The organism is Hydrotalea flava (assembly GCF_001623405.1).
GTDB classification, from domain to species: domain Bacteria; phylum Bacteroidota; class Bacteroidia; order Chitinophagales; family Chitinophagaceae; genus Hydrotalea; species Hydrotalea flava.
On sequence record NZ_LUHG01000019.1, the window covers coordinates 20,889 to 37,947 of the forward strand.

General features: G+C 38.6%; 16 protein-coding genes. 10 read left to right on the plus strand and 6 right to left on the minus strand.

From position 1 onward, the window contains the following. Positions 1 to 392: 392 nt before the first annotated feature. The 5 genes from A0F92_RS00825 (at position 393) to A0F92_RS00845 (ending at position 4,833) form a co-directional block, all read left to right on the plus strand. Positions 393 to 860 carry a VOC family protein gene (locus A0F92_RS00825; protein ID WP_068240670.1) on the plus strand — a complete coding sequence of 156 codons (468 nt, stop codon included), beginning with the start codon at positions 393 to 395 and terminating at the stop codon, positions 858 to 860. A 77-nt stretch (positions 861 to 937) separates the two neighbouring features. Next, the gene (locus A0F92_RS00830) at positions 938 to 1,588 is read left to right on the plus strand and encodes a tetratricopeptide repeat protein (protein ID WP_068240675.1); all 651 of its coding nucleotides are present in this window, start codon (positions 938 to 940) and stop codon (positions 1,586 to 1,588) included. A 20-nt stretch (positions 1,589 to 1,608) separates the two neighbouring features. After that, positions 1,609 to 2,049, plus strand: a complete 441-nt coding sequence (locus A0F92_RS00835; RefSeq protein ID WP_167516684.1) for a hypothetical protein — start codon at positions 1,609 to 1,611, stop codon at positions 2,047 to 2,049. Positions 2,050 to 2,216: 167 nt separating this feature from the next. Further along, positions 2,217 to 4,394 carry a TonB-dependent receptor gene (locus A0F92_RS00840; protein WP_068240743.1) on the plus strand — a complete coding sequence of 726 codons (2,178 nt, stop codon included), beginning with the start codon at positions 2,217 to 2,219 and terminating at the stop codon, positions 4,392 to 4,394. 226 nt (positions 4,395 to 4,620) lie between these two features. Then, the gene (locus A0F92_RS00845; protein WP_068240745.1) at positions 4,621 to 4,833 is read left to right on the plus strand and encodes a YgaP family membrane protein; all 213 of its coding nucleotides are present in this window, start codon (positions 4,621 to 4,623) and stop codon (positions 4,831 to 4,833) included. A gap of 72 nt (positions 4,834 to 4,905) precedes the next feature. On the opposite strand, the gene pgl is transcribed toward A0F92_RS00845, so the two are convergent. The 3 genes from pgl to gndA form a co-directional block, all read right to left on the minus strand. After that, a complete protein-coding gene (gene pgl, locus A0F92_RS00850; RefSeq protein ID WP_253809994.1) occupies positions 4,906 to 5,637 on the minus strand; it encodes a 6-phosphogluconolactonase in 732 nt (243 codons plus the stop codon). 111 nt (positions 5,638 to 5,748) lie between these two features. Then, positions 5,749 to 7,272 carry a glucose-6-phosphate dehydrogenase gene (zwf, locus tag A0F92_RS00855; protein ID WP_068240686.1) on the minus strand — a complete coding sequence of 508 codons (1,524 nt, stop codon included), beginning with the start codon at positions 7,270 to 7,272 and terminating at the stop codon, positions 5,749 to 5,751. Positions 7,273 to 7,321: 49 nt separating this feature from the next. Continuing rightward, the gene (gene gndA / locus A0F92_RS00860) at positions 7,322 to 8,734 is read right to left on the minus strand and encodes an NADP-dependent phosphogluconate dehydrogenase (protein ID WP_068240687.1); all 1,413 of its coding nucleotides are present in this window, start codon (positions 8,732 to 8,734) and stop codon (positions 7,322 to 7,324) included. A 126-nt stretch (positions 8,735 to 8,860) separates the two neighbouring features. Here gndA and A0F92_RS00865 point away from each other — a divergent pair, with 126 nt between their 5' ends. Next, positions 8,861 to 9,205 carry a carboxymuconolactone decarboxylase family protein gene (locus A0F92_RS00865; protein WP_068240689.1) on the plus strand — a complete coding sequence of 115 codons (345 nt, stop codon included), beginning with the start codon at positions 8,861 to 8,863 and terminating at the stop codon, positions 9,203 to 9,205. Between the two features lie 60 nt (positions 9,206 to 9,265). Continuing rightward, the gene (locus tag A0F92_RS00870) at positions 9,266 to 10,300 is read left to right on the plus strand and encodes a 2-oxoacid:ferredoxin oxidoreductase subunit beta (RefSeq protein ID WP_068240692.1); all 1,035 of its coding nucleotides are present in this window, start codon (positions 9,266 to 9,268) and stop codon (positions 10,298 to 10,300) included. Positions 10,301 to 10,372: 72 nt separating this feature from the next. On the opposite strand, the gene A0F92_RS00875 is transcribed toward A0F92_RS00870, so the two are convergent. Continuing rightward, on the minus strand, positions 10,373 to 11,065 hold the full coding sequence (locus A0F92_RS00875; protein WP_068240694.1) for a porin family protein: 693 nt from the start codon (positions 11,063 to 11,065) through the stop codon (positions 10,373 to 10,375). A 103-nt stretch (positions 11,066 to 11,168) separates the two neighbouring features. Beyond that, positions 11,169 to 12,068: a cupin-like domain-containing protein gene (locus tag A0F92_RS00880; RefSeq protein WP_167516685.1), complete on the minus strand. Its 900-nt coding sequence runs from the start codon at positions 12,066 to 12,068 to the stop codon at positions 11,169 to 11,171. A gap of 194 nt (positions 12,069 to 12,262) precedes the next feature. Between A0F92_RS00880 and A0F92_RS00885 the strand changes: the two genes are divergently transcribed. Continuing rightward, on the plus strand, positions 12,263 to 12,871 hold the full coding sequence (locus tag A0F92_RS00885; RefSeq protein ID WP_068240704.1) for an L-threonylcarbamoyladenylate synthase: 609 nt from the start codon (positions 12,263 to 12,265) through the stop codon (positions 12,869 to 12,871). Positions 12,872 to 12,873: 2 nt separating this feature from the next. On the opposite strand, the gene A0F92_RS00890 is transcribed toward A0F92_RS00885, so the two are convergent. Then, positions 12,874 to 13,572, minus strand: a complete 699-nt coding sequence (locus tag A0F92_RS00890; protein WP_253809997.1) for a ribonuclease HII — start codon at positions 13,570 to 13,572, stop codon at positions 12,874 to 12,876. On the opposite strand from A0F92_RS00890, the gene A0F92_RS00895 reads away from it, so the two are divergent. Next, complete coding sequence (locus A0F92_RS00895) at positions 13,564 to 14,628, plus strand: COX15/CtaA family protein (protein WP_167516686.1); 1,065 nt, start codon at positions 13,564 to 13,566, stop codon at positions 14,626 to 14,628. The two genes, A0F92_RS00890 and A0F92_RS00895, sit on opposite strands and share 9 nt — an antisense overlap. A 140-nt stretch (positions 14,629 to 14,768) precedes the next feature. After that, positions 14,769 to 17,003 (plus strand): hypothetical protein, encoded by a 2,235-nt coding sequence (locus A0F92_RS00900; RefSeq protein ID WP_167516687.1) that lies wholly within the window; start codon positions 14,769 to 14,771, stop codon positions 17,001 to 17,003. The last annotated feature ends 56 nt before the right edge of the window (positions 17,004 to 17,059 follow it).

The window sequence follows — 17,059 nt, forward strand, 5'->3', positions numbered from 1 at the left end:
AATCATATACCTGCTGAAAATTTGCTTAAAGTACACTACCGGCAGCAGATAACATTTGTTGCCTTTTGAGGGTTAACCCTCCTAGTTTTGGGTGAAATACAGCTATTTCAAACAGGGGAAAGCTACCTGCCTGCTTCGACACTGCTTCGACTCAACAGCGTTGCGCAACGCTGTAAACTCGAATTTGGATGAGAAAGGGATGGGCTTTGAAAATGCCCCGGTAAATCCAGAAATGCTGACCGGTTGTTTCCTGAACAGCTAAACAATACTTTCAAAAGGCCGCATCAACCAAGGTTTTCCAGCCATTATAAACGCCTTAAATTCAGTATTCAGCTATGCCGTCCGTCAGGTATCCATCTAAAACGCGTATCTTCCCACTTAAAATAAATGGTATGAAACAACTTGCCTTTCCCTTCCTAATGGTTTTATTGTGCCTGAGCACTGCTCTTTCAGCTCAAAAAACCAATATTGCACAAATACGCCCCACCCTTAACCATATTGCAGTGTATGTGTATGACTTACAAAAACAGGCCGATTTTTATCACCAAGTGATGTATTTAGATACCATACCCGAACCTTTTCATGATGGCAGGCATGTTTGGTTTCGTATTGGCCCGCATAGCCAGTTGCACCTGATACAAGGTGCTAAAATGATTGTACGCCATGATATTAATACCCATATTTGTTTTGCTGTACCCAATTTACAGGCATTTATGGAACACTTAAACCAATTGGGCGTGGCGTACCAAAGCTGGACTGGCGAAAGGCATGGCATTACCAAAAGGCAAGATGGTGTGCAACAAATTTACCTGCAGGATACAGAAGGCAATTGGATTGAAGTGAATGACGACCGCTTTTAACCAAGCATAAAGCCCCTAAAATCAGGCATACGCTTTGTGCTTTTGCACCCTATCTTTGCAGCCCATAAAAACTATGTATGAAGTTGTATAACCTGATTATTAAATATAGATTCTGGCTCGGTATACTTTCATTGATACTGGCAGTGATTGTAACCATTATGAGTGGATTTTGGCCGGCATTTGTTTTGTATTTTCTGGGTGTAATTGCCCTATTTACCCATTTCTTTATTGGCCCCCTGCGTTTAATTCAGGAACCAATGGAACAGGGCAATGTGGAAGCAGTAGAAAAAATACTGAATACCATCTGGTTTCCCAATTTGTTGTACAAACCGGTTCGTTCTACCTATTTTACCATAAAAGGTAATTTAGCCATGATGAATCAGGATTTTGATACGGCCGAAAAACATCTGAAAAAAAGCAACGATTTGGGTGCCCCCATGCCCGAAGCCGAAGGCGCCAATAAGTTACAATTGGGTATGATGGCCATGCAAAAAGGCGATTTAAAACAAGCCGAAACTTATATGCGTGCAGCCATTCGTTTGGGTATTCCCGATAAAGAAAGTGAAGCAGTGGCTTTCTTGGGTATGTGCCAGATTTTTATGAATAAGCGTGAATTCAGGGCTGCCAAAGATTATTTTAGAAAAGCCAAAGCCTGTAAGCCCAAAACCAAACAGGTGGTTGACCAGATTAAAGAAATTGAAAAATACATTTCCCGTATTCCCGGATAAATTGATTGAATACAGTTGGTATGCGTGTATGGCAATTCATATCCCGTTGCATGAAAAAGCTGATGCTATTGTTTGTAATGGCAGGCTTTAGCTTATCCACGCTGGTTACCATGCCCAACCATTTTAATGCAGGGCGCAGTTTCATTGCTTTATATAATTATTGCCTGCAGGAAGATGATAATATGAACCTGCTTGAATTTATTGGCGAAAAATTATTATTGGCCGGCTTTGACCCTACCGAGCATCAGGAAACACGTGCTGCTACAGAGCATCCTTTTCTGCCGGTACCCAATGCTTCGGCCATGGGTTTTAATATTTTATTTTATAATCCTATTCAATTTTCTGCTACCATCCATCCTTGTATAGTACAACAAGCCTATACCGTTGTAAACAAATTGCACCTATTGTTATCCGGCTATCCGGGTGCCATCTTTCATCCTCCATTACCCGTTACCTGCTAAACAATGCAGTTCCTTTTCATTTAAATACATTGCGGCAATACAAATGTTATGGTGGCTATGAAATACGTTTTTCAGCACCTAAAACTTTGTAATTCGGGTTAATGCCTTATACACAGCGAAGCTGCATTGCAGTAATGTATTGTTTTGTTGATTTAAATTGAATGATCATGCTTCGTATATATTTATTTTGTTTATCCCTGTTTTTATTACAGTCAGTTACTGCACAACAAACCATTCAGGGTATTGTGTTGGATAGTAGCGGCACTCACCCGCTGCCCGGCGTTTCAGTTACTTTACCAGCAATAAAAAAAATTACGATGACCGATAGCACCGGCCATTTTTTGTTTCAACTCAATACTTCGGAACTGAAACAGAAAATTCGGTTTAGTCATACCGGTTTTACCATCAAAGATTCCGTTATTCATTTACCCGCCAAAGGTGCAGTTACCATTCGCATAGCACTAAATAACCAAACCAATAACCTGGGCGATGTGGTAGTAGTAGCCGCTTCAAAAACCAATTCAAGAATTGAAGATTTACCCACCAGGGTAGAAGTAATTGGTGCCGAAGAAATTGAAGAAGAAACACAAATTAATCCCGGGAATTTATTGGGCCTGTTAGGCGATGTAGCCGGCATTCAGGTACAACAAACCAATGCAGCCACCGGCAATGCCGATTTGCGTATACAGGGCTTACCCGGCAGGTACACCCAAATACTGCGCGATGGCATGCCCCTGTTTGCGGGTTATTCGGGTAGCTTTGGCTTGTTGCAAATTCCGCCTTTAGATTTAAAACAAGTAGAGTTAATAAAAGGCGCCTCTTCCACTTTATATGGTGGAGGTGCCATTGCCGGAATGATGAACTTAGTATCAAAAACACCCAAACGCAACCAACCGGAAAATAGTTTTATTATCAATCAAACATCGTTATTAGAAAACAATCTCAATGTATTTTCTTCCGCTCGTAACAATAATATTGGTTATACCCTGTTTGCAGGCGGTAACTTACAACAGGCGGTAGATGTGTACAACAATGGCTTTAGTATCGTGCCCAATATAAAAAGCATTTTTGTGCATCCCCGTATTTTTCTTTACAACAATCCTAACAGTACCCTTATTGTAGGCTATACGTTGAATGCAGAAGACAGGAAGGGTGGCGACATGCAGGTATTAGACGGGAAGGCCAATGCAACACATCAATTCTTTATTCAAAACAAAAGCTTACGGCATACCCTTGATGCAGATTGGGAAAACAATTTGAATAACGGTGCCCGATTAAGTCTGAAAGCCACTACCAGCTTGTATAACCGGCAGGTAATTACCAATTTGTTTGGGATGAAAGCGCAACAAAACCTATGGTATAGCGAATTGACTTACAGCAAAAAATCGGCACAACACAATTGGATTGCCGGGCTAAATTTTAACGGTGATGCATTTGTGAAACATCAACCCGACACCACTTTATTAACCAATGAAAATGGGTATACCATTGGCGGATATGTACAAGACGATTGGAAAATAACACCGGCGTTAACAGCAGAAGCCGGGTTACGAGCCGACCATCATAGCGTTTATGGCAATTTTTTATTGCCGCGTATTTCTTTCATGTATCGATTGATCCCTCAATTAACTATGCGTTTGGGTGGTGGCATGGGTTATAAAACCCCCTCTTTATTTTCGGGAGATGTTGATGAACGCGATTACCGTTACTTAGCTGGTTATAAACCCGGCACTCTTGCAGAGAAAAGCACTGGCGCAAACTTCGACATCAATTACAAATGGCGGGGGGAAGAATGGCAGTTTACCCTGAATCAGAGTTTTTTTTATACGGCCATTCAGCATCCCTTATTGCTCGATTCGCTCACCAATCCATTAAACATGCACTGGTACAATGCACCGCAAAATATTACCACGGTTGGTTTTGAAACCTATTTGCAGGCAAGAGAAGATGAAACCGAATTGTATTTAGGATATGTATTTACCAATACACAAAGAAAATATGATTTGCAGGCACCCAATTTCCCCTTAATTGCCAAACACAAAATAGCCGGATTGGCCAGTTTTGAATTAGAAGATCATTTTAGAATTGGTTTAGAATTATCGTACACCGGGAAACAATTTTTGGAGGATGGCAGCACAACCAGAGATTACATTCTGTCGGCCGCCATGCTGAATTACCGGTTTAAAAAAATATCTATTGTTTTGAATTGTGAAAATCTGTTTAACTTTAAACAAGGCAATTATGAGCAATTGGTATATCCGCCTTATACTAATCCGGTGTTTAGTGATATTTGGGGGCCATTAGAAGGCAGGGTATTTAACTTATCGCTACAAGTAAAATGGTAAAAACAACGTATGTGATTTTTGTCATGTTTCTATTAAAACAAACCGTTTAATTTTATACCGGAATGAAAGGTGTTTGGCTACGATTGTTATTAGTTTGCATCATTTGTGCTTTATTGGCTTGGGGGGTAGCGGGAATTATACAGGCTTTTTTGCCGGATACCTACAAGGGAACAATACAATTATTGGATTGAAATTTTACATCATTAAAAAAAACAAAAACAGGTATATGAAAAAAAACATGGGCGGTGCTGACCGCATTATCCGCGTAATACTGGCCATTGTATTTGGCATCTTGTATTTTACGCAAACCGTTACCGGAACTTTGGGTATTATTTTATTGGTATTAGGAGCTGTTTTTCTAGCTACCTCATTCATTTCATTTTGCCCCTTATACACCATTTTTGGCATTAAAACCTGTAAAGTAACACCCAAGAAATAACATCTTTAAACTTAGTTTATTGTGCTTTGTTTACTGAATAACCCGGATGGTTTTCCACCCGGGTTTTATGCTTTATTTATAGGATAACAGCGCCGCCGCTGCTTCGTCTGTAAACCAGTGTAAACTTCCTTTTGGTTGAATAATTTGTGAAGGATATTGATGCACATTAACAGGCCCTTCTAATACTTGTTTTAAAGCACTTGCTTTATTAGCACCTGTAGTAATAAATGCCACTTGCGCCGATTGATTAACGATGGGTGCTGTTAAAGTAACCCGATACATTTGCTGTGCTTCTAACCACAAATACGTAGCCCATTTTTTTGTTTCATCAATCACCGCCGTACCCGGAAACAACGACAAGGTGTGTCCGTCATCCCCCATTCCCAATAATACCAAATCAAAACTAAATGGTTGCCCGTTGAAATATTGGTGTAAAATTTTTTCATAGGCTGTGGCAGAAGCTTCGGGTGTAATATGTTCCGTTTGCATGATATGAATCTGCTCCGGCCGAACGGGTACATCATTTAACAAGGTATCGAAAGCCATTTTGGCATTATTCCGCTCATCATCAAAAGGTACAAAACGTTCATCCCCAAAAAAGAAATGCAATTTTGCCCAATCAATTTTATGCCGATAAGCATTAGATGCCAGTAACAGATACAAACTTTTAGGTGTATTGCCTCCTGATAATGCAATAGTAAACCGATCCTGCTGTTTTAATTTTTCGGCAATGATATCTACCATCCAGTTGGCAACTGTATGCATCAATATATCGGCATTGGGTTCTACATAAAGGGGCATCATTAGTATTTTAAAAATGAATAATTCAATTTCACAACAAGGGCACCACGTTAGAAGCCATTGTTTCCATTTCAATGGCTCTATAGACTTAACTTATTTACCTCAACAAAACTATTATTCCTTGTGAGGCAAAGGCAGGGTAATCCAGTTATGGCCATCTCTTGCTATCAGCGCTTCAGCATCCTCAGGACCCCAGCTATCCGGGCTGTAATTCGGGAAGTCAACCGGCGGCCTTATTTCCCAGGCTTCCAAAATAGGCATGATAATTTTCCAGGCGGCTTCTACCTGATCGTCGCGCATAAACAGTGTAGCGTTTCCCTGCATTACATCTAACAATAAAGTTTCGTAAGCTTCGGGTTCATGACCATCATATGCATCGGCATAACTAAAAATCATATCAACCGGATTGAGGGTGATATCCTGCCCGGGCTTTTTGGCCTGAAAGCGTAAACGGATATCCATATTGGGTTGTATGCTGATGGTTAAACGATTGGGACGCCAGGTTTCTGCCGCTTCGGGCGGAAAAGCGAATTTGGGTGCCTGTTTAAACTGAATGGTAATGATGGTTGTTTTTTCGTGCAGGTATTTACCCGTGCGAACATAAAAGGGTACATCCTGCCAACGCCAATTATCTATAAAAAACTTAACAGCAGCAAAAGTTTCAACGTTTGAATTGGGATTTACATTTTCCTCTTCCCTATACCCTTTTACTTCTTTGCCCTTCATCCAACCTGCACTGTATTGTCCCCTAACCGCATGTTCATGCGCTTGTTCTCTGGTAATTTTACGAATGGCATTCAATACATCTACTTTCTTATTTCTAATTTCATTGGCATCGAAACTAACCGGTGCTTCCATCGCAATCATGCAAATTAATTGCAGAATGTGGTTTTGCACCATATCGCGCAGGGCACCACTTTTTTCGTAATATCCGCCTCGTTCTTCCACACCAACGGTTTCGGCATTGGTAATCTGCACATGGTCAATATAATTGCGGTTCCAAATGGGCTCAAACAATGCATTGGCAAAACGGAAAGCCAGGATATTTTGTACGGTTTCTTTTCCTAAGTAGTGGTCAATACGGTAAATCTGTTCTTCTTTAAACATGCTTTTCAATAAAGCATTCAGCTCATGTGCACTTTGTAAATTGTGGCCAAAAGGTTTTTCAATTACAATACGTACACAGTTGGCAATATTGCTCATCTCTAATTTGCCCAAACTGGTAGCAATATCGGGAACCAATTGCGGCGCCACGGCCAAATAAAAAACCACTTGAGGTTTTATATTCCATTCCTGGTTTTTGGTACCTACAAAATCGCTTAATTTATTATACGATGAGGCATCTTCACCATCCATAGCAATATAATGGATGTTTTGGCTAAACTCGTTCCAGTGTTGTTCTGATTTGGGATCATCTTTACTCCGGCTATATAAATCAATACCCTTCCATAACCTTTTTCTAAAATTTTCGTTGGTATAAGCAGTGCGTCCTAATCCAACTATGGCAAACTGACCGGGCATATAGCCATCTAAAAACAAATTGTATAATGCGGGGGAAAGTTTACGTTGATTTAAATCGCCACTGCCTCCAAAAATGAAAATAACGGTTGGCGGTGGAAGATGATTTTCTATTGACATAAATAAGTTATTATAAATTGTTTAAATAAAATAGATAGGAGTAAATTGTTTAATCCCACTGCGTATGGAAGGTGCCGGGTTTATCTATACGCTGATAGGTATGTGCACCAAATAAATCGCGTTGCGCCTGTATTAAGTTAACCGGCATATTAGCATCTGTATAAGCATCTAAATAGCCCAATGCACTCATTAAACCGGTTACGGCAATTTTACTTTGTACGACCTGTACAATTACATTACGCAAAGCAGCTTCTTTTGTTTGCAACATTTTGGCTAATTGCGGATCTAATAAAATATTGGCTAAATCGGGATTGTTTTGATAAGCCATATAAAAATCTTCTAACAATAAAGAGCGAATAATACAGCCACCGCGCCAAATTTTTACTACATCCTTTAATGGAATATCCATGTTATAAACGGATGAGGCTTTGTGTAACATGGCCAATCCTTGTGCATAACAAATAATAATGGCCGCCTGAAGAGCATTACCCAAATTTGCAATAAATGCTGTTTTATCAGCAGCAATGGGTATACGTTGGGGTTGGTATAATGCTTCTGCAGCAACACGTTCTTCTTTATAAACTGAAATATTTCTGAAGGCAACTGCAATATCAATGGTAGGAATACTGATGGGCAAGTTCATTGCTTCCTGGCTCGTCCATTTACCGGTACCTTTAGAGCCGGCTTTATCTAAAATAACATCTAATAAATCTTTACCTGTATCCGGGTCTTTTTGTAAAAATATTTGAGCAGAAATTTCAATTAAAAAACTTTTTAGCTCCCCTTCATTCCATTTGGAAAATACCTGATGCATTTCTGCATTGGATAAGCCCAATCCGGTTCTTAACGCATCATACACTTCACTAATTAATTGCATAATAGCATATTCTATACCGTTATGCACCATTTTTACATAGTGGCCGGCGGCATCTTTACCCATATATGCTACACAAGGTTCACCATTTACTTTAGCAGCCACTGCTTCTAATAAAGGTTGCAGGTTTTTCCAAGCCTCTACATCGCCACCGGGCATAATGCTAGGGCCAAAACGGGCACCTTTTTCGCCACCTGAAACACCCATACCTACAAAATGTAATTGTTTGCTTTGCAGAAAAGTAGTTCTGCGCAGCGTATCTTCAAAAAAAGAATTACCGCCATCAATAACAATATCGCCGGGTTGTAATAAAGGCAACAAACTATCTATCACATCATCTACCGGTTTACCGGCAGGCACCAGCATCATTATTTTACGAGGCTGCGCCAACTGTTGCACCATTTCCTGTAAACTACTAACGGCCTTAACTTTATGTTGTGGGGTTGATTCATTGAGCAATGCGGCTCCTTTTTGTTCATCTTTATCAAAACCAATAACAGAATAGCCGTGATCGGCTAAGTTCAATAACAAATTACGGCCCATAGTACCTAAGCCTATCATGCCGAAATGAAATAAATTATTGCTCATATTATATCAATTGAAGCTGCAAATTATACAATAACCTTTTAAATAGCTGAAATGGCATGTTACAATTAACTTATTTCGACAATCGCAATCGATTGCTTACAATACTTTTACAAAAAATATATTGCCATGAGTCAACTTGTAAATGAATTTAATGACTATCGTTTAAAAATGAACGAAGTCATTCTGAGTAAAAACAACCTGGTTTTAAAAAGATTATGGAATTTAGATACCAATACCTATGAACCCGGTGTATTGGATGCCGCCACCAAAGAAATGCTGGGTTTGGTAGCCAGTATGGTTTTACGTTGCGATGATTGCATTAAATACCATTTGGGCAAATGCAAAGAATTGGGTATTGGTACCGAAGCCATTTATGAAGTATTTGCCATTGCCAATATTGTGGGTGGTACGATTGTAATACCCCATACCCGCCGTGGGGCCGAATATTGGGAAGAATTACAAAAAATTTAGAACAGCAGCGGGAAGAATTACGTAAATTCGCTAACCATTTATTGAAATAAATTATAAGCCATGAGCGAAGTTGTAGCCACAGCTACCTTAACTGCCAAAGATTTTGCCACCGACCAGGAAGTACGCTGGTGCCCCGGTTGCGGCGATTATTCTATTTTAGCACAGGTACAAAAAGTAATGCCCACCTTAGACATTCCCAAAGAAAATTTTGCCATTATTTCAGGAATTGGGTGTAGCAGCCGCTTTCCTTATTATATGAATACGTTTGGCATGCACTCCATTCATGGCCGTGCCACTGCCATTGCCAGCGGACTGAAAGCAGCAAGGCCTGATTTAAGTGTGTGGATTATTAGTGGCGATGGCGATAGCTTAAGTATTGGCGGAAACCATACCATTCATTTATTGCGCCGCAATTTTGATGTAAATATGCTGGTATTCAATAACCAGATTTATGGTTTAACCAAAGGCCAGTATTCGCCTACTTCTGAAGAACATAAAATTACCAAATCAACCCCTTATGGCAGTATTGACCACCCGTTTAACCCGCTGGCATTAGCTTTAGGTGCGGATGGTACTTTTATTGCCCGCAGTATGGACCGCGACCCCAAACACCTGCAACAAACACTGTTGAGAGCCGCGGCACACAAAGGCACTTCGTTTGTTGAAATATATCAAAACTGTAATATTTTTAATGATGGTGCTTTTGAACTTTTTACCGAAAAAGCTACTAAATTAGAAGAAGGCTTATACTTAGAACAAGGCAAACCACTGATTTTTGGTGCTGCACAAAACAAAGGTATTCGCTTAAACGGATTACAGCCCGAGGTAGTTGAATTAGGTGCTGAATATACTGCCGATGATTTGTGGATACATGATGAACACGATTTTTACAAAGCACAAATACTGGTACGTATGTTTGATGATCCATACAAAACAGGTAATCATTTTCCCCGCCCGTTTGGTGTGTTTTATGAAACCAACCGGCCTTGTTATGAAGAAGTAATGGCCATGCAAATTGAAGAAGTAGTGACCTCAAAAGGCAAAGGCGATTTAGATAAACTACTAAGAGGACGTGAGGTATGGGAAATTGCTTAATAAGCATTTTTTATAACAAAAAGCCATCCTCGTTATACAGGATGGCTTTTTTATTGCGGTTACTAAATGAATTTATTTCAGAATCCAGCGAAAGTTAATTGTTATATTGTTAAGAAAGTTATTGCCAATAACCGTACTATTGAAGTTAAAACTATCTGTTTTATTAACTCCGCCTGAATTGGGACCACCTATATCAGTAGCTTTTTGATGAGAAAAACTTGCCGTTAAGAAATTAGTTAAAGAAATATCAGCCAAAAAATTCTTTTTAATAAAATAAGCGATTCCGGGATAGGCAAAAGCACCTATGGTATAACCCTGAATTTTCCCATACTGATAATAATTAACATAGGCGCCAGATTGTGAGTAATTGTTAACGTTTAACCCGCCGGACAATCCGACATCATAAAACAAACTCCATTTAGCATGGAGTGGAATATATTTACGCTTATATAAATTTAAATAAAAAGCATTGGAATGCTGTTTAGCATAATCACCAGGAGTTATACCTGTAAATTTTGCTTCATTGTAATTATACTGTATGCCAACCCCAAAACCATCGGTAGCATTACGCATTTTTATTAGATTTAAACCAATGCCAAAACCCAATAAACTATTATTTATAAAATTTGGTGTTGGTTCTGTCTGGGTTTTACTGGTATAAAAATTAACCGAAGGCCCGATTAATTTATCGCCGGCAGCTAATTGCGACCAACTGGCAACATACACAAAAACAAAAGAAAGCAGCAGGAGTAATTTTTTTTTCATATTAAAGTATATTGATGAACTTTAAAATTAATGCATCAATATACAAACAATTGTTAATAAGAACAACAAAAAGGTTAAACTTTTTTTAATATACTTAGCTGCACTATGATTGGCTGAATTTGAGTTGTTGCTGCACATAGGGTGCAGCGTTTTGGTAAATACGTTCTAATTTCCAGTTATACCAGGGTTTTGGGGCTGTTTTTTTCATTACCGTATCAATGGTGCGCATGCCAAATAAATTCCATACACCTTTGGCCTTACCTAATAAAGAAGGTTGCAATGCACGCAGGCTCATGGCAAATCCACTATCTAAATATTCCATGTGGTGCCAATAACCGGTAGGCATAAACAAAGTATCACCATGTTCTAATATTACTTCATAACCCTTTGCCTGTTTTAAGGCAGGGAAGGCTTCGTAATCGGGTATTCCGTTACCCTTATAATAGTTACTGAAATCGGCCAGACTCAGCACTTCAAAAGGTTTGCGATATAATTTGTGCTGCTCTTCAAAAGGAAATAATAACACCCTTTTTCTGCCCATAAATTGGGTGTGGAGAATATGACTTAAATCAATATCAAAATGCATGTGTGTAATAGAGCCTTCTCCACCGATAAACAACATGGGATATTTTTTTACAAAACCCTGCATTAAATGTTCGGGCCAGTTAAAATCATCAATTAATTGAGGTGCATGTTCAAAAATATTGAATAAAAAAATGCGCCATCCTGCCGGCCCTTTGCGAATCATTTCAATGTACTCGCCAAAAGTTTTATAATCATCTGCCTTGTTAATGGGTGTATAGGCATCGCTTTTTACATTGTTGTATAAAGCCACTTTATGCCAGCCAATCAGTTCATTAAAATAATCCCAGTTCCATTTTTGTAAAGCAGGCCATTTCCGGCTCAGGTTTTGAATCACCAACGGTTTCAAAGGCTGGAAATATTGTTGCTGAAAATCGGTGCCGGAAATATCAGCCACTACATCTACCGGTTGTAACTTCATACACAAAATTTAACTGCAAAAATAAGTGCAAATTAATATTTCATATTATTACGTATATATTTGTTACGAGCGGTTAAATATACCAACTGAAAATCATCATAAAAAAGAATGAAAATGTATGGCAGGCCTCACTAAACATACAAAAACAATATAGGTATACCAGAATTTTAAAATTGCTTTTTGTACCTTTAAATATGTTTCTAAAAGTACATCCTGTTAATCCCGATCCGCGGCATTTGAATATTATAAAAGAATGTTTATTAGATGGCGGCGTAATTGTATACCCTACCGATACAATTTATGGTTTAGGGTGCGATATATTTCAGCACAAAGCCATTGAACGCATTGCACAAATAAAGCATATTGACCCGCAAAAGGCGCAACTAAGCTTTGTATGTTACGATTTAAGCGATTTAAGCAAATACACCAAAAGCATTGATACGCCTTTATACCGAATTTTAAAAAAATATTTACCCGGGCCTTATACTTTTATTTTACCGGCCAGTAAACAAGTACCTAAAATTTTACAAAGCAAAAAAAATACCATTGGGTTAAGAATACCCAATAACAACATCACATTATCGATCGTACATCAATTATCGCATCCGCTGCTCAGCGCCTCTTTACCCGGCGAACAGGTAGAAGAATATACTGACCCCGAACTCATTCACACCAATTTTGAAAAATTAGTAGATATTGTGGTGGATGGAGGTATTGGCGGGATGATACCTTCCACCGTAATTGATTGTACACACAATAATTACGAAGTGATTAGAATGGGTGCCGGTGAATGGTTAGAATAAGTTTAAGGCGCTATGGCAAAACTTTGCCGATGATACCTGCACAAGCCATATTGCTGAATAGCCATGCGGTGTTCGGCCGTTCCGTAACCTTTATTTTTTTGCCAGTTATAATGTGGAAACTGCTGATGCAACTGTTGCATATAAGCATCGCGATGCGTTTTTGCCAAAATACTGGCTGCTGCAATGGCCGCATATTTACCATCGCCTTTTACAATACAGTGGTGTGCAATGCCGGCATAGGGTTTAAAGCGATTCCCATCTATCAGCAGTAAATTGGGCTTTATTTTTAAACCATCTATGGCACGGTGCATGGCAACATAAGTAGCCTGCAAAATGTTGATGCGATCTATCTCTTCATGACTCACCATGGCAACTGACCATGCAATGGCCTGTTGCTCTATAATGGCACGCAATTGATTTCTGTTGGCGGCTGTAACCTGCTTACTGTCGTTTAATAATGGATGATAAAAGCTTGCGGGCAAAATCACTGCAGCCGCACACACCGGCCCTGCATAACAACCCCTGCCGGCTTCATCGCATCCGGCTTCGTATAAACCATTATTGGGAGAAAATGCATTGATTAACATATTATACGATGGATCCTGAACAAAAATGCGAATCTTTTCATCAAAAAATGAATAATTCTGGCAGGATAATACCTTTGCGCCTTCGGGCAAATAAATATGAAACAAATGTTGCAAACAAAAAAATCGTATATCTGGGTATCGAATTGGTTGTTTTTAGGTGTGGCCATGCTCATTGTACAGGTTATTTTAGGAGGTGTAACCCGATTAACGGGCTCCGGGTTATCCATTACAGAATGGGATCCCATCATGGGCTTCTTGCCCCCATTGAATGAAGGCGGATGGCAGCATGCTTTTCATCAGTACCAGCAAATTGCACAGTTCAAATACATAAATTTCGATTTTACACTCAGCGATTTCAAACATATCTTTTTCTGGGAATGGTTTCATCGGCTCTGGGCAAGAAGTATTGGAGTAGTATTCTTAATTCCTTTCATTTATTTCATCATCAAAAAACATATCAAACCCTGGATGATTCAGCCACTGATTGGTTTGTTTTTATTGGGTGCCATGCAGGGATTAATTGGATGGATTATGGTGAAAAGTGGATTAAACGATGAAAATTTATATGTAAACCATATAAAATTAGCTGTTCATTTTGTTGCAGCGATGGTGTTAATTGCTTATACCCTTTTGTTTGCTTTAATGATACGGGTGCCACAAGAACAAAAGGTAGCCAATGGTTCACTAAAAAAATTTACTTTATTCATTATTGTATTGCTGCTTATACAAATCATGTATGGGGCATTTATGGCTGGATTAAAAGCTGCCAGCGCTGCGCCTACCTGGCCAACCATTAATGGCATGTGGCTGCCCGATGCTTTTTGGAATGGTAATATTACACAAAATTTATTCTTCAATAAAATTACCATACACTTTATACATCGAACAGTAGCGTATATTATTTTAATACTGCTTATTATCTGGTATCGTAAAGCTTCGCAAGTAAAACAATCAGATTGGTTGAATGTAACCAAAAAACTTTCCATTGCTTTGGTTGCCTTACAAGTATTGTTAGGCATTGCAGCTATTTTAGCAAGCCCCGGTATTGTATTAGGCAAATTTGGTTTGTTTGAATGGCTGGCTGAAATACATCAGGTGGTAGGCATGCTGCTTTTATTATCGATGATTACTAATGCATATTTATTGCTGTTTAAAAAAACAAACACATAAGATAATAGCTTCAACTATTTTTTATTTTTATAGATTGCAGTTAACTTTATAAGCAATATCCCAATTTATTGCAGCCATATTAGTGTAATGAAAAGATTGCTGCATGGTTGATATGGTTTACAAAGCTTATACACAACCGAATGAAAAAATATTTTTTTGGCTTTTGGTATTCATTACCTGTACAGCTTTTTTTACTGCATTTTAGAAAGTACCAGATTTTGTTGCTATTCTGGTATATTCTTTTTGCTACCATAGCCGGTTATTTCATGGAAAATTTTGGCGCTAACTCACTCTATCTGGCACCTGAATATTTTGATAAAGTAAATCCTGTTAGCGCCGCTATGGTGGGTTTTGCTATTGGCATTTTTATTATGAGCTGGAATATTACTACATTTATTTTAAATGCCCGATACGTTAAATTTTTAGCAACTACAGCCTCTCCATTTTTAAAATATTGCATCAACAATGCTGTGCTGCCATTGCTGTTTTTAGTGTTTTATTTAATTAAAGGATTGCAATATGCCCAACAACAACAACTGCAAAGTTTAGGCGATACGCTATTTACCGTTGCCGGTTTTACCGGTGGTTTATTTTTATCTATTCTGTTTGCATTTGTTTATTTTTTTAGTGCCGATAAAACCATTTATTACACCATTAAAAAAGGTATATCAGATGCCAACAAGCGGTATAATTCTATTATCAACGATAACCCATTGCCGCAGGCTAAATCAGAAATGCGGGTTGACTGGTTTTTGAGCGCCAGCTTTAAATTACGCAGGCCTCGCGATATTAGGCACTATAATGAATCGTTTTTAGATGATGTATTTTCCAAACACCATATTGCTGCTGTAATTGCCATTCTCATTGCTTTTATTTTTTTAATTGTTTTAGGTTTTAGTGCCGATACCCGATTGTTTCAAATACCTGCTGCAGCCAGCATTTCAGTACTATTTGCCGTATTAATTGCTGTTTTGGGAGCAGTGTCGCTTTTTTTTAAAAGCTGGAGTATTCCACTCATTATTATCATTTATTTAATCTTGAATTATTTATACCAGGCCGGTATTATTGACCCCAGAAACAAAGCTTATGGATTAAATTATGATAATAAAACAGAAAGACCGGTATATGATGCAGCTGCAGTTAAACAATTGGCATCTGATAGTGCAATGCTGACCGATAAAGCATATTATTTATCCATCTTAAATAAATGGAAAGCACGGCAATCTGAGGAAAAACCAATCATGTATATCATCAATACCAGTGGTGGTGGTTTAAGAAGTGCAGTATTTACCATGAACACCTTACAAAAATTAGACAGTGTTTTACAAGGCCATCTTATGCAGCATACTTTATTCATTAACGGAGCTTCCGGCGGATTATTGGGCGCAGCATATTTTAGAGAATTGTATTATCAAAAAACCATTGGCAATAAAAATATTCATTTGCACGATACAAAATATGTAGATGATATTGCCAAAGATTTATTAAATCCGCTTTTCTCTTCTTTTGTTACACGTGACATTATTGGGCCGGTACAAAAATTTGAATATGAAGGATTTGAATATATTAAAGATCGCGGCTACGCCTTTGAAGAAAAATTGAACGAGAACACACATGGACTGTTAGATAAAAACATTCATGCTTATGCGGCCCCCGAAGCTTCTGCCACTATTCCCATCATGTTCTTTAACTCCACCATCAGCCGCGATGCAAGAAACATGATAGTGGCCACCCACCCTGCCCGATTTTTAATGCGCCCCCTGCCCGATTCTTCGCACCTCACGGCTTACGATTCAGATGCTATTGATTTTAATAGTTTTTTCAAACAACAAAACAGCGACAGCCTGCGCGTTTTATCGGCACTGAGAATGAATGCAACCTTCCCATTTGTTCTGCCGAATGTATGGTTGCCTTCTCAACCTATTATTGATGTAATGGATGCCGGCCTTCGCGATAATTTTGGACAGGAATTAACACTCCGCTTTTTGAATGTATTTAAAGACTGGTTAAAAGAAAACACCAGAAAGGTGGTAATTATACAATTGCGTGACAGAAGTATTAATGATTGGGAAAACCCATACGATAATACCAGTTTGTTAAGCATGCTAACCAAACCTTTACTATTGCTTCAATACAACTGGTTTAGGCTACAGGATTATTATCAGCACGATGCATTGAATTATTTTGCAGATGGATACGGTTCACATTTTTATACCGTTTCTTTTCAATACCTCGCTTCCAAAAAAGATGCGGCTGCTACATTAAATTTTCACCTCACTGCTGCTGAAAAGAAAAGTGTGATTGATGCTTTTGATAACAAAGTAAACTTGCAGGCGCTGCATTTTCTTATGAAAGAAAGCCACGACTTACAATAAATTGCCCACAAAAAACAGCACAAAACTTTATGTTTGTATGCATATTGAAATAATGA

What these genes read in the sequence shown, in the direction of transcription:
- gndA (WP_068240687.1), bottom strand. Translation starts at nt 8,734, where the DNA reads ATGAGCAATAATTTATTTCATTTCGGCATGATAGGCTTAGGTACTATG.
- A0F92_RS00870 (WP_068240692.1), top strand. Translation starts at nt 9,266, where the DNA reads ATGAGCGAAGTTGTAGCCACAGCTACCTTAACTGCCAAAGATTTTGCC.
- pgl (WP_253809994.1), bottom strand. Translation starts at nt 5,637, where the DNA reads ATGATGCCCCTTTATGTAGAACCCAATGCCGATATATTGATGCATACA.
- A0F92_RS00830 (WP_068240675.1), top strand. Translation starts at nt 938, where the DNA reads ATGAAGTTGTATAACCTGATTATTAAATATAGATTCTGGCTCGGTATA.
- A0F92_RS00865 (WP_068240689.1), top strand. Translation starts at nt 8,861, where the DNA reads ATGAGTCAACTTGTAAATGAATTTAATGACTATCGTTTAAAAATGAAC.
- A0F92_RS00875 (WP_068240694.1), bottom strand. Translation starts at nt 11,065, where the DNA reads ATGAAAAAAAAATTACTCCTGCTGCTTTCTTTTGTTTTTGTGTATGTT.
- A0F92_RS00835 (WP_167516684.1), top strand. Translation starts at nt 1,609, where the DNA reads ATGCGTGTATGGCAATTCATATCCCGTTGCATGAAAAAGCTGATGCTA.
- A0F92_RS00895 (WP_167516686.1), top strand. Translation starts at nt 13,564, where the DNA reads ATGTTGCAAACAAAAAAATCGTATATCTGGGTATCGAATTGGTTGTTT.
- A0F92_RS00880 (WP_167516685.1), bottom strand. Translation starts at nt 12,068, where the DNA reads ATGAAGTTACAACCGGTAGATGTAGTGGCTGATATTTCCGGCACCGAT.
- A0F92_RS00825 (WP_068240670.1), top strand. Translation starts at nt 393, where the DNA reads ATGAAACAACTTGCCTTTCCCTTCCTAATGGTTTTATTGTGCCTGAGC.
- A0F92_RS00885 (WP_068240704.1), top strand. Translation starts at nt 12,263, where the DNA reads ATGTTTCTAAAAGTACATCCTGTTAATCCCGATCCGCGGCATTTGAAT.
- A0F92_RS00845 (WP_068240745.1), top strand. Translation starts at nt 4,621, where the DNA reads ATGAAAAAAAACATGGGCGGTGCTGACCGCATTATCCGCGTAATACTG.
- zwf (WP_068240686.1), bottom strand. Translation starts at nt 7,272, where the DNA reads ATGTCAATAGAAAATCATCTTCCACCGCCAACCGTTATTTTCATTTTT.
- A0F92_RS00840 (WP_068240743.1), top strand. Translation starts at nt 2,217, where the DNA reads ATGCTTCGTATATATTTATTTTGTTTATCCCTGTTTTTATTACAGTCA.
- A0F92_RS00900 (WP_167516687.1), top strand. Translation starts at nt 14,769, where the DNA reads ATGAAAAAATATTTTTTTGGCTTTTGGTATTCATTACCTGTACAGCTT.